The following is a 13,009-nucleotide window of genomic DNA, read 5'->3' as shown; positions in this document are numbered from 1 at the left end:
TGCTTTGAGAGGGCAAGTCCTTTTCTGCTTCAATCTTAAGGTTTTACAAGTTTTTATTTGGGTAACTTGATAAGAGAATCTTTTTACCGTATAATTATTTTATAACTGACCGTTCAGTCACAAGGTGTAAATTAATTTTTTTATACATATATCGTGGATGAAAGGGTGTGCTTGCCATTCAAAATAATAAGTCATCTCTTAACAAGTTTGTCGAATATTTTAAAAAGAAGGGCGTAAAAATAGAGACAATCAGTCCCTCTAAGAAGAAAATTTTTAGTTTAGTTAACCAAAAAAGAATTTATGCTTACCCGCCGCATCACGAATGTGAAAATTAGGAAAAATAGTGTGAAAAGCCATTTTTTAATCTGCCAGATGGATCATGACCTACCTCTCAATTTTTAATTAAGGCTTAAAAGTTTAGGATTAGTTGTTTTTTCATTTATGAATTGTGGTATGATAAAGATAAATAAACATAAGATGCATTAAGTAAACAAAAACTAAAAAGACCGTAAGTGCTGCAACACTTACGGCCAGGCATATCGTTCGTTCCCTATGGGGATCGGCCAATTAGAGAATAGACCTCTCCCTCACTTTGCGGTTAAGGGAGGTCTATTTTTTATCGTTAAATGACAGGACTGCGATAATGAGTGTCGCGAAAGAAATCGCAAACGTTAAACTCTCGAATACTGTCATTAAGGCATCACCCCCTCTCTATAGAGGAATTAGGGGTTAGCCGACCACCCTTAAAGAACGAATAATAGCTTGTTTATATTATAGCACGTTCACGACAAGAACAAACGTTCGTATTGAAAAACGGGAAAAAAGTAACAGAAAATTTAGAAAGCATAAGACGAGCATTTAATTAATTAGATGATTTCTCTCTTCTGTCTATATTCGGTCACTTTTCGATAGGCGCAGTTTGGTTAGTGTGGTCACCAGTTTTTCCTCTTTATGAACGACTTTCCCTCTTCTATGCACAACTTCCCTCTCTACGCACGAGGTTTGTCGGTCTATGCTCAAGCTCAAGTTTCTCCTCTCTATGCACGACTTTCCCTCTTCTATGCACGACCTCCCTCTCTATACACGAGTTTCGTCAGTCTATGCTCGAGGTTCTCCTCTCTATGAACGACTTTCCCTTTTCTATGCACGACTTTGGCTGTTCTAGGGGTTCAGCCGAGATACATGTAAAAATGGGTCAAAGGCATACTTTTAGTTCCAGCCTATAACCCATTTTATGTTTATACTGGTATTTTCTCCTTTACTGGCAGCTGTAAGTACATTCCTTCACAAAATTATAGAAAAAGCCAATCTTTCTATTTTGGAAAATTGGTATTTTTTCTGTAATTAATTTTAAACAATAAGCTGGGTTTATATTATAAACTGTAATGTTACCAATCGATTGGTTTTCCATCATTAAAAAACCCCCCATTAGGTCCTTCAGGTCCAATCGTCGCTAACCAAAGGATAGACTCAGCTGCTTGCTTTGGCGTTCTTGGAGCAGATGGTCCACCCATATCTGAGCTCACCCATCCTGGATCGACTGCATTTATTTTGATATCACCATGGAATTCCGCAGCTAGCAATCGTGTCAATCCATTAAGGGCAAATTTAGACAACTTATAAGCTCCTACTCCTGGATGTGACAACTCGCTTATCGCCCCATATTCTGAGGAAACATTAATAATTCTCCCATAGCCTTGTTTTTCCATGAGGGGAATAAAGGAACGAATCACATGGAAAACTCCAAAGAAATTGGTTGCCATTGTTTTCTCCAGAATAGAAGGGTTCATAGCCACTAACTTTTTATTCTCATCCAGATACACGCCAGCATTATTAATCAATACCTCTAATTTTCCAAAATTCTCATTTATTGTATCCGCAGCTTGACGGATGCTTTCTTGATTATCTACCTCTATCGACACAAACGAAACGTCCAGATTTGACTCCCTAAGTTGTTGTATCGCTTTATGACCCTTCTCTGGATCCCGACTTCCCAATATCACCTTAAAACCCTTCAAAGCTAATTGTTTAACCAACTCATATCCAATTCCTCTATTTCCGCCAGTGACAAGTGCAACTTTTATATCCTTTGACATTTTAATTCCTCCATTTTATGGCTACTAATCTTGGGCTAGAACAGATTTAGAAAGTTGTTTTGTAGGATTATACATATAATTTCTTAGTAAAATTGTTAGTAAACCTATTATCAATGATAAGATTCCCACCAATACGACGTATTGTGTACCCATTTGTGATATAAATAACCCGCCTACAGCTGCACCTATTGTTGTTCCTACGTTACAGGCTGATATAAATAAGCCATTGGCGAAATCAGGCGCTTCGGGAGCTGAAGACGCAATCAAATATTGATTAATATTTGCCATTATCCCTCCAGCCAATATTCCCCAAATTATCGCAACCGTTTCATTACCGAGTACAGTTATGCACCAAGCTTTATTATCAGACATGGTGATTACCTCCTGAAATTATAATTTGCCTCAATTACATAAGTAAGTATAAAAGTTATAGTTAACTCTAACGCAAGAGAAAGGTTTAGAAAAAAGGGAAACCAATCTACTAACTTGACTAATCGTTAACACGATCTCTATGTTGTAAAGTCGTTTTGAGTTAGTCATAAGGGGGATATTGAATGGTAAACCTTATGATGACTGACTCCGTAGTGGACATGTTGGGGCTTTATATGATGATACTATGTTTGGGGTTAGGGCAATCATGGAATGGTTGTTTCAGAAGGAAGGGGAAAATGATACTGCTGTTATCGGGTCAGTGAGTGAAATGATATTTCGGCCAACTAAGCAAGAAATATAAAATCTCCAATTATATGAATGCTATATGATGAGAATGAGTAAATTTTCCTTCATACTCACCTTTTTTTGTTGAATTAATAAGCAAAGGTTTAGGAATTTAATTGAACAAACCAACATGGTTATGAGAGACCAGAGATAGAAAATGATCCAAACAAATAGAGCCATCTGTCTTTCAAAGCAACAGTTATGAAGGACAGGTGGCTCTCTGTTAATTAAATTTTGCTATTTTATCGTTTTTATGAATGTCTTCCGTTCCGGCATCCAATGCAGTCTTGTAATACCAGCATTTATGCTCGATGACTTCCATTGTTTTTTTTAGTTCTTCCATTTGGGCCTCTACATTAGCTTTTCTTTCCATAAACATGGCATATCTTTGTTGCAACGTAGAATCCCCATCAGAACACCAATCAATAAAAGCTTTAATTTCCTTAATAGGCATCCCAGTGGCTTTCAGGCATTCAATTATTTTTAAGGCATTGATATCGGATTCTTTAAACAATCGTGTTCCGTTGGGTCTCCGTTCTACAAAAGGCATAAGTCCCTCCTTGTCGTAGTAACGCAAGGCATATGGTGTAAGATTTAATTCTTTTGCCACTTCGCTAATAGAATATGTCTTCATCATTTATCTCCTCTTTTTAGATATTTATAGTTAGAGTTAACTATAAATTTTTAACAAACCTATCATTGTATTTGTTAAATGTCAAATTCAATGTATAGGGAAAATAGAAATTGGTTCTGTTCAACGAAATATACGTACTTTAAAAAACGAATGCAGCTAGCTGCAGGCTATTTGGATAGAAGATGTGAAACCTGTATCGGCACGCACCTTTGAAAAAATATAAAATAACTACTTGACTTAGAGTTAACTATAACATTTAACATGGTTTTGCAAGAGAAGAAGTCAGGATAACAATGAATGAAAGGGAATTGTAATCTTACTAATTCATTTATATCCGATACAAGCGCATTCTCTTGAAAAATATAAATGATAGGAGGTTTCTTAGGATAACGGCTAAAGCATGAGCTGTCGATTAGGACGTGAAGTATGGATTCGTGATGGATATCAGTACAATGTGAGTTGTGTCATTAATAAATTCTATATCAATCTTAATTTTTTTAACATGAAAGGATGTTATTTAATATGCCAAACTATATTTTTAAGTTAAGCGATAAGGTAACAAGGAAATCAGTTTCATACAACAACAGATTTGGAATCAAAATTGCGGCAGACCTCTACCTGCCAAAAGACTTTGATGAGTCAAAGAAACACGCAGCCGTTATTATAGGGGCACCCTATGGTGGTGTTAAAGAGCAGGGTTCGGGTATTTATGCTCAAAACATGGCAGAGCGTGGTTTTGTGGCTCTTGCATTTGACCCATCCTACAACGGATACAGTGGTGGAGAGCCACGGCACCTTTCTTCGCCTGATCTATTCGTAGAAGATTTCAGTGCAGCCGTTGATTATGTAGGTACGCGTCCATTTGTAGATAGAAACCAAATTGGTGCCATTGGTATGTGTGGTAGCGGTGGTTTTGCGATCAGCGCAGCGCAGGTGGATAGACGTATCAAGGCCGTAGCCATGGTCAGCATGTACGATATATCCCGTGCGCAAGCCAACGGCTTTAAGGACTCGTTAACTGAAGAAGATCGCGACGCCATACTCGATGCCATTGCCGAGCAACGCTACGCAGAGTTTGAGGGCAACCCGCCAGCGCTGACCGATCGAGGAGCACCTATTGGATTTGATGAAAATACAGACTCTATCGGTCGCGAGTTTGGCGAGTTCTATTCTACGCCTCGAGGGTACCACCCAAACTCCATTACTCAATTTACCATGACAAGCAGCATGTCATTTATGAACTTCCCTCTGCTTACGTATATTAAATCAATTTCACCGAGACCGCTTTTATTCATTATGGGGGAGCATGCTCACTCACGGTACTTTAGTGAAGATGCTTACGAATTGGCGGCAGAACCAAAAGAGCTGTACATCGTTCCAAATGCAGGACACGTTGATTTATACGACAAGACGGATGTGATTCCATTCGACAAGTTGGAAGCATTCTTTACCGAGAATTTGAATTAACAATCGCTTCAAAGTAAGCGTAAAGATTTGTAAGTGGAAAAGATCAACGTTAAAAGATGATAACGTAGAGGGCTTACTTCCTAAGAATGGTAAAATATTTCTTAGGGAACACTTAAATCGTACAAAATTTTTACTCAAAACATTTTCCTTAAAGCTAGCTCTAAGGATTAACATAACGAAATAAAGTTTGAAAGGATGAAAAAACGAAATGACAATTGAAAACAAAGTAGTTATAATCACTGGAGCTTCATCTGGAATTGGTGAAGCAACTGCAAAATTATTGGCCAGTAAAGGTGCTAAAATTGTTTTAGGCGCTCGTCGCGAAGACAAATTAAAAGCATTGACTGAGGAAATTCAAAAAGCTGGTGGACAAGCTACTTATCGCGTCACAGATGTTGTTAATCCAGAGGATAGTCAGCAACTTGTTCAACTAGCTAAAGACACTTTTGGTGGTGTCGATGTAATCTTCTTGAACGCTGGAATTATGCCTAATTCACCACTTTCTGAATTAAAAACTGACGAGTGGAACAGCATGGTTGACGTCAATATTAAAGGTGTATTGAATGGTATCGCTGCAGTATTGCCAACATTTACATCGCAAAAGTCTGGACATATCATCACTACTTCATCAGTAGCTGGGCTTAAAGCTTACCCAGGCGGTGCGGTTTATGGCGCAACAAAGTGGGCTGTTCGTAATTTAATGGAAGTGTTACGTATGGAATCTGCCCAAGAAGGTACGAACATCCGCACAGCAACGATTTATCCAGCAGCGATCAACACGGAATTGTTGGATACGATTACGGATAAGAATACTTCAGAAGGTATGACTGCGGTATACGAACAATACGGAATTACATCTGATCGAGTTGCCAATGTTGTGGCATTCGCGATTGAACAGCCAGAAGATACGAACGTTAATGAGTTTACAATTGGACCAACAAGTCAACCTTGGTAATTTTCACCCTTAACAAATGGTGAATCCATTTTGATCAATTTATCCTACAAAACAAGCATAAAACTACTAATAAGAAATCCTGTCTCTTAGAGTTAAGAGACGGGGTTTCTCTACTTATATTAAGTAGAGAAAAGGGATATAATCATGAACGTACTTGTCATAGGAGCAAATGGACAAATTGGTCAACGCCTTGTGGGAAAGCTACAAGAATCATGTCAGCATAACCCATTGTCGTGATTCGCATGGAAGAGCAATTGGCAAAGTTTGCGGAACAAGGAGTTCAAACAGCACTGATCTAGAAGGAAGCATTGATGATATGAACAATATGCCATTGACAAGCGCATACCCCATAAAGCTCCGATCTCGAAGCAAGGAACCGTAGTTTCTTAATACTTCCCTGAAATTGCTGGGAACACGCTGCTCAGCATGTAAGCTTTCTTTTATTCCCCATGTGGTTATGCCTGTTAAAATAAGCCCTAAAAAACCTAGAAAAATAAACACACCGATCCATGAAGTGAACGTAGTCACCGCACTTCCGGCAGTAGGGGAAATCAATGGAGCGACATTACTAATCATCGTCAACAGTGCCATGAATTTGACCATTTCTACTCCACTGTAGCGATCACGAACAATCGCGCGAGAAATAACAAGCCCTGCGGAAGCGACAAATCCTTGAATGAAGCGCAAAACAATAAACATACTGATGTTTGGCGAAAACGCACATGCTATAGAAATGACAAAATAGAACAGCATCGAAATCAGCAAAGGCTTACGCCTGCCATGAACATCGCTTAAAGGACCTGCAACGAGCTGCCCCAGACTTAACCCTAACAAACTGGCAGTTAGGCTCGCTTGAATTAAAGATGCCGTTGTATTTAATTTAATTCTGAAAGTGAAACTCTGTATAGCTTATCGTCATTCTCCTCGGGAGTACCACGACCATCTGTGTTATTGCTAATGAAATAAAGAGAGTCATCTTCAATCAGCACATCTCGAATTCGGCCAAGTCCGGTTATAACTTCACGGTATTCGCCTGTTTCAAGGTCAAATTCTAAAACTGCAGACCCTCTTAGTGCAGCAACATACAACTTTTCATTATAATAGTCCATTCCAGACGGCGCCCAAGTTTCTTCTCCAGAAGTGAATTGCGGTGAAACCATCCCTTCTTGTTCCTCATGGCCTTCGATAATCGGCCAGCCATAATTTTGACCGGCTTCTATTCTATTTATTTCATCATTTGCATCGTTACCGTGTTCCCCAGCATATAGCGTTTCATCAGATGACCAAGTAATCCCTTGAGGATTTCGATGACCATAACTATAGACGTAGGAATTAGGAAACGGATTATCATTTGGAATCGATCCATCAAGATTGATTCTTAGAATTTTTCCACCTAATGAAGTAGTGTCTTGAGCTAAATCCCTGTCATATGCATCACCGGCAGTTGCATAAAGTTTTCCATCAGGTCCAATTTTAAGTCTTCCTCCATCATGCCAGGAATTCCCTGGAATTTTATCGAGCAGTAAGCTCTCTTCTTTCCAAACGTTATCCTCCAAACGGAGTGTTACAATACGGTTAAATTGTCCGGAGCTGTCTTCAAAAGTATAATAAGCATATGCAAGATTCGATTCCTGGAAGTCAGGAGCGAGCACAAAACCCATTTGCCCCTCCTCTGAAACTGTCGAAAGTTCTTTCTTGAGTTCTACGCTTTGCCTGTCAATTTTTCCATTTTCTATTTTTACAATCGTTCCCGGTCTTTCTGTCAAATAGAAGGTTTTTTCATGTTTTTCTATCGACCAAGGAGCCTCAAGATTTTCTGCTAGTACTTCGTATCTTTGATTTTTTGGCTCATCTACAGAATTTTCCCGTACATTTCCTGTAGTTTGTTGTTCATTCTCAGAACAGCCCGCAATTAAAGGTATTGCCAGCAAAAATATGGCTAAAAATTTTTTCAACTTCACTCACCTCTATCTTTTGTAAATCATTTCAGAACTAATCAACAAGGAATACAGTTTCTTTTGAAGAGATTTGGATTGGAGTCTTGAATGAAAAGCAGCACTACATTTAATCCATTTTTTCAATTGTAACTGTAAAATCACCCTGAATACTTTCAAAGTTTTCTTTTCCTGATTCAATCTTACCTAGTATAATAAGATCATTTGTGGCATCCGCTAAACCTTTATAAAAAATAGCCAAATTTCCCCAAGGAGAATAATAAGCAAAGTCTCCTTTTTTTGGTTGGTTTCCGGATTGCACATTATCTGTCGATAATCTTTTTTGTAAAATACTAATTTTCTCTTTACCTACATAATCTTCTAATGTTATCGTTAACGGCAATTGAGCTAAAAAATCTCTACTTGTTGGATTATCATACATGTTGACAATGACTTCTTCGTTGTTAAATGTTAATTTTATACTTGTATCTTCCATAGCATCTGCCCCTTCATTATCAAGTGTAGAATCTTGTCTATCCCCGTTGTTTGATTCGTCAGCGGAATTTTCTTCGCTGCTTGTGTTTTCTTCATTGGTCCTGCTATTGCAAGCCGTTAAAAACATTGAAGATACTATGAGTGATAACAGTATCAGTTGAACGGTCTTCTTCATTAAAATACTCCTAGTGTATTTGCATATAAATTACATATACAAAGATTACCACCAATTTACTATTGTTTAAAATGACTCAAGACGATGAGAATTTTTTTAAAATGAAAGATTTTACAACCATTGTCAAAGAAGAATCAATTTGTTAATTGTGACATTTATTAAATAACTTGCTTAGTTGGCCGAATCAGGATTTCACTTACAGCAACAGTTTCAGGTGTGCTAATCGCATAAGCTACTGCATCTGCAATATCGCTTGATTTCAAAGAAAAACCTTCTCCTGTATCCATAAGATTCTTTACCCATTCTCGATCTTCAGGAGTATTAATTGTTGTATAAAGTTCAGTACTTACAGCACCTGGTGAAACAATAGTTGACCGAATATTATTTTCCCTTTCTTCCTGGCGCAATCCCTCCATAATCGCTCTAACTGCAAACTTAGTCCCACAGTATACAGCAGACCCTGGATAAACAGCATGTCCAGCTACGGAATCAGTTGAAATAATGTGACCAGACTGTTGTTGCTTCATAATAGGTAATACAGCAGCAATCCCATTCAAAACACCCATGATATTGATGTCTAACATTTGTCTCCATTCATCAAAGCGTTTTTCTGAAAGCGGTGCAGTTGGCATCACACCAGCATTGTTGAAGAGAACATCTACACGACCATATTTTCGGGCTGCTAAATCGACAACGGCTTGAACTTCTTCTTTATTCGAGACATCTGCCACAGCGTATGACACTTCAGCATTTGGCAATGATTCAACAAGAGATTTCAGACGATCTTCACGGCGAGCCGCAATGACTAATTTCGCTCCTTCTTGTGCAAGTTTCTTGGCAGTTGCTTCACCAATCCCACTTGATGCACCCATAATAATAACAACCTTATCTTGAATAGCAGACATAATGAATAACTTCCTTTCTTATTTGTATTGAAAACAATTCTTTTGCTAACTATAATGGTGGATATTGACTTCGCTCAACAAAAAAACATCATTAATTGATTAATCAACACGTGTTTATAATTATAAATAAAACCAGCTTGCATACAATGGTCAAGTTAGCGCAGTTCGTTGATTATTAAACATCTCAATCAAAATTGTTGATTATCTTAAGAAAAGTTTGGAGACCAAACAATGTCAAAAGTGTATAGAAGAATAACCAAAAGCCAAGAAGCCATTAAAAAGGCTCTTATTGAACGGATGCCTGAAAACCCAATCCAAAAATTCAATTAATATCCTTCACTTTTAAAGTTATTTCAGTTTTTTTGAACTACTTTTTTCTCCTGGCTCTGAATAAATTTCAAAGCATAATGTGTTCCTGCAATATAGATTCCCATGATCGATAGGTGGTCAATTAAAAACTTTATAGTGGAATCATCATTGAACCACCCAAATGGGTTGTAAATGAATAGCTTAGAACCCATTTCTGCCTCGAAGGAAGAATGGACCCCGTAGGCAACAATTAAAACCGCCAAAATACGCAACCCAATCGTGCGAATACGACTAGTGCCGGTGATTCCTGTCATCCTACGTATAGAATTGATAATCGTACCCCAGGAAAATCCTATATGGACTGCCATAATGATAAATCCCCAATAGGCAGTTTGAACATGTAATTGCCGCAGCGCCATGTCGTTATTTATAGGAATATAGGGAAATAAATCACTTGAAATCAGGACAGCACTTATCATCATCATAGACATTGTTACAAGAAAAAGTAGATTGATTCCTATTTGTAAAATGCGCCGTACAGTATGTTTTCCCTTTAAAATCGCTTTATACCAACGTCGATTTAAAAAGTTATGGACAATAAATAATACAAGCACCACAACTCCAACGACTTCATGGATCATATTTCCGGTAATATAGTAAGCCATTGCTATGAGCATGAGAACTGTCATAACAAGGTCATTTACCAGCTTGAATAACATCTTTCGATTCAAAGTATTCTCCTCTTTCTATTTAATGAATCACTGCTTTGTTTTTCCATGGTGAACATCAAGTATCCTTTAATAGCAACACATTCATTAGCTTTTATATTGCTGTAAATACATCTTCAAAAGAACGTCCTGAATTTTATTTGCTTTTTCCTCATCCTCTTTTAAATGACTTTCTTCTTTATTTATATCCTTAGAATCATTCACATGAGCAGATATTTCACTAACCTTCCAATGCTCTGTAGGGATAGCTGCGATTGGGGTTTCTGAACTGCTGTTTTTTGATTGTGAAATCTCTCCCAAATCAAACTCTTTCATCTGATCCATCGAATTCATATAGTCATCTCTTTCCTGATTTGCGTGGCAGGAAAAGCAACGGCCAATATTATCCGGCCTCACTTCTTTATCAGGAGTAAATGCCTGGTATTCCCATTCCCCATTACGTTCTTCAGGCGAGTACTGGGAACCCCATCCCGTACGCTTTTCCATCACTAAATATTGGTCCAGCTCTCCATCCTCATATCCTACGAGAGTGATAACGGTGCCGCTCGGAATCTCCTCTCCGTTCTGCACTGCTTCAATTGCTTCCCTATTATTTACATAGATGTCTTCATGAATATTTCCTCGATCGTAAGTGGCAAACACAATCCCCTTTTCAAGGTCTTCAGGGAATTTAACAAGGTTCGCCCCAGATCCAATCTCAGCGTATTCCCCGGACTTAGCCCCAGAGGAATTCTCTTCTTGTTGAGAACTGTCCTTTGTACCAGTATCATTGTTGTTGCAAGCAGTAAGGCTGAGGGCTAGCATCAACGCAAATGAATGAAATAATCGTTTTTTCATCCCGTTTTCCTCCTCCAAGTTTCATTTTATTATCTTGTAAATTCATCGTGACTTGACTTCTATCCAACCAGTAATCCAAGTTGAATATCGTTATCTTTAGATGGTAAGGTAATTACTTTCAGACTGACTTCTTCTCTATTCGGTAAAGCATAAAAACTCCAGAACAAGGTGATTATTAACTACACCCTTCAAATCTACATAGCATATGGAATTCAATTCAGACAAAAAAAGTGTGAACCCCGACAAGATATGCGGGATTCACACCGGGGTTTCACTCAAAGTACCATTGGCACGCAAAGCTCTCTATGCACTTTAACACAAGCCTTATTTTTTCTTCAGATTTTCTTTAAAGAAAGATTCAAGTTTTTCAAAAGGGATAAGTTCCGTTCTATCGTACAGATCCACATGACCTGCGCCTGGAACAATATAGAGTTCCTTCTCTTCGCCCGCCCGCTTGTAGGCGTCTTCGCTGAACTCTCTAGAATGAGCGTTTTCACCCGTGATGAAAAGCATCGGACGAGGAGAAATCGTCTCTATGTCTTCGAATGGGTAAAAATTCATGAATTTGACGTTGCTGGTTAGCGTCGGGTGTGTTGTAAGTTCTGGCGACGAACCTTTAGGCGTGTATTCACCTCTCGAAGTACGGTAGAAGTCATAAAACTCACGCTCAATGGCAGTAGAGTTTTCATTTAGTTCATGTACGGTCCCGCTAGTGTATTTGGTTTTACCGCCTTTGAACTCCACATAGCGTTGCTCGGCTGCCTCTTCGAGAATCTTCTTTCTTTGCTCGAGAGTCTGCGAGTGTTTAAGCCCGTTACGGTTAGCAGCACCCATGTCGTACATGCTGACTGTCGCAACGGCTTTCAGGCGCGGATCAATCTTAGCTGCGCTAATGACAAAGCTCCCGCTGCCACAAATCCCGAGAACACCGATCCGTTCCTTGTCAACAAACGACCGGGTGCCTAGGAAATCCACCGCAGCACTGAAATCCTCGGCATAAATATCCGGCGAAACAGCGTTGCGAGGCTGACCCTCACTCTCTCCCCAGAAAGACAAATCCAAGGACAACGTAACGAATCCCTTTTCAGCCATTTTTTGTGCATACAGATTCGAACTTTGTTCTTTTACTGCGCCCATAGGATGACCGACAATGATCGCAGGATTTTTAGTGTTCTTCTTCAAACCTTTGGGAATAAAAAGATTCCCTGCCACTTTCATGTTGTATTGATTTTTAAACTCAACCTTCTTCTTCCTTACCTTGTTGCTCTTGTAAAAGTTGTCTGCTCCATTGGACATGTCCGGCTTGTATGCAACTTCGGCCGCGGATGCAGTGTCAACGCCGGTCGTGGATGCTGCGCCAACGCCGGTCGTGGATGCAAAGGTTGCCGCGGATAAAAGCAAGCCCACTGCTATCACTGTGAGTACAAGCTTGTTAGTAGATTTTTTCTTCATTTTAAAATATCACCCTTTCAAATTCGGATATTTAAGGATTTTCTTCTGTGGTATAAGCCATCATATAAAATCCTTTGTTATTTATTCTAGCGTGTTTTTTGTATATATCCTATTACTTATATGTTATATCAAGATATGCTTGATGAGCATATCTGAAACATATATACTAAAACATGTTAAAGGAGGAGTGTTATATGGAATTTAGAGTATTGCGATATTTTCTTACGGTTGCAAGAGAAGGAAGCATGACGGCTGCCGCTGAAGTTTTGCATGTGACACAGCCAACCTTGTCCAGACAATTAAAA

General features: G+C 38.7%; 13 protein-coding genes and 1 pseudogene. 3 read left to right on the top strand and 11 right to left on the bottom strand.

Annotated features, from left to right (window positions below):
• Nucleotides 1-609 precede the first annotated feature (609 nt).
• The 4 genes and pseudogenes from IC621_RS27180 to IC621_RS11675 form a co-directional block, all read right to left on the bottom strand.
• On the bottom strand, nt 610-693 hold the full coding sequence (locus tag IC621_RS27180) for a putative holin-like toxin (RefSeq protein WP_224752490.1): 84 nt from the start codon (nt 691-693) through the stop codon (nt 610-612).
• 695 nt (nt 694-1,388) lie between these two features.
• The gene (locus IC621_RS11685) at nt 1,389-2,096 is read right to left on the bottom strand and encodes an SDR family oxidoreductase (protein ID WP_191158490.1); all 708 of its coding nucleotides are present in this window, start codon (nt 2,094-2,096) and stop codon (nt 1,389-1,391) included.
• A 24-nt stretch (nt 2,097-2,120) separates the two neighbouring features.
• Nucleotides 2,121-2,420, bottom strand: a pseudogene (locus IC621_RS11680) (MFS transporter); the annotation flags it as partial.
• Nucleotides 2,421-3,036: 616 nt separating this feature from the next.
• The gene (locus IC621_RS11675; protein WP_191158605.1) at nt 3,037-3,447 is read right to left on the bottom strand and encodes a MerR family transcriptional regulator; all 411 of its coding nucleotides are present in this window, start codon (nt 3,445-3,447) and stop codon (nt 3,037-3,039) included.
• 522 nt (nt 3,448-3,969) lie between these two features.
• Between IC621_RS11675 and IC621_RS11670 the strand changes: the two genes are divergently transcribed.
• Together IC621_RS11670 and IC621_RS11665 are read left to right on the top strand one after the other, a co-directional pair.
• Nucleotides 3,970-4,914 (top strand): alpha/beta hydrolase, encoded by a 945-nt coding sequence (locus tag IC621_RS11670; RefSeq protein WP_191158488.1) that lies wholly within the window; start codon nt 3,970-3,972, stop codon nt 4,912-4,914.
• Nucleotides 4,915-5,122: 208 nt separating this feature from the next.
• Nucleotides 5,123-5,869 carry an SDR family oxidoreductase gene (locus IC621_RS11665; protein WP_191158487.1) on the top strand — a complete coding sequence of 249 codons (747 nt, stop codon included), beginning with the start codon at nt 5,123-5,125 and terminating at the stop codon, nt 5,867-5,869.
• Between the two features lie 210 nt (nt 5,870-6,079).
• Here the strand turns inward: IC621_RS11665 and IC621_RS11660 are convergent, their stop codons facing one another.
• The 7 genes from IC621_RS11660 to IC621_RS11625 form a co-directional block, all read right to left on the bottom strand.
• Nucleotides 6,080-6,703, bottom strand: coding sequence for an MFS transporter (locus IC621_RS11660; RefSeq protein WP_224752482.1), 624 nt, complete (start codon nt 6,701-6,703; stop codon nt 6,080-6,082).
• A 41-nt stretch (nt 6,704-6,744) separates the two neighbouring features.
• A complete protein-coding gene (locus IC621_RS11655; RefSeq protein WP_191158486.1) occupies nt 6,745-7,824 on the bottom strand; it encodes a PQQ-dependent sugar dehydrogenase in 1,080 nt (359 codons plus the stop codon).
• A gap of 109 nt (nt 7,825-7,933) precedes the next feature.
• On the bottom strand, nt 7,934-8,473 hold the full coding sequence (locus IC621_RS11650; protein ID WP_191158485.1) for a cyclophilin-like fold protein: 540 nt from the start codon (nt 8,471-8,473) through the stop codon (nt 7,934-7,936).
• A 158-nt stretch (nt 8,474-8,631) separates the two neighbouring features.
• The gene (locus IC621_RS11645; protein ID WP_191158484.1) at nt 8,632-9,378 is read right to left on the bottom strand and encodes an SDR family oxidoreductase; all 747 of its coding nucleotides are present in this window, start codon (nt 9,376-9,378) and stop codon (nt 8,632-8,634) included.
• A 353-nt stretch (nt 9,379-9,731) separates the two neighbouring features.
• The gene (locus IC621_RS11635) at nt 9,732-10,418 is read right to left on the bottom strand and encodes a DUF4405 domain-containing protein (RefSeq protein ID WP_191158483.1); all 687 of its coding nucleotides are present in this window, start codon (nt 10,416-10,418) and stop codon (nt 9,732-9,734) included.
• Between the two features lie 84 nt (nt 10,419-10,502).
• Nucleotides 10,503-11,252 carry a cytochrome P460 family protein gene (locus IC621_RS11630; protein WP_191158482.1) on the bottom strand — a complete coding sequence of 250 codons (750 nt, stop codon included), beginning with the start codon at nt 11,250-11,252 and terminating at the stop codon, nt 10,503-10,505.
• Nucleotides 11,253-11,576: 324 nt separating this feature from the next.
• A complete protein-coding gene (locus IC621_RS11625) occupies nt 11,577-12,704 on the bottom strand; it encodes an alpha/beta hydrolase (RefSeq protein WP_191158481.1) in 1,128 nt (375 codons plus the stop codon).
• A gap of 194 nt (nt 12,705-12,898) precedes the next feature.
• Here IC621_RS11625 and IC621_RS11620 point away from each other — a divergent pair.
• Nucleotides 12,899-13,009 (top strand): LysR family transcriptional regulator (locus IC621_RS11620; RefSeq protein ID WP_191158480.1); only part of this gene is annotated, 111 nt, incomplete at its 3' end.

Origin of the sequence: Metabacillus arenae (assembly GCF_014773385.1) — a bacterium.
GTDB classification, from domain to species: Bacteria; Bacillota; Bacilli; order Bacillales; family Bacillaceae; genus Metabacillus_D; species Metabacillus_D arenae.
This window is presented reverse-complemented; position numbering and strand designations above follow the sequence as displayed.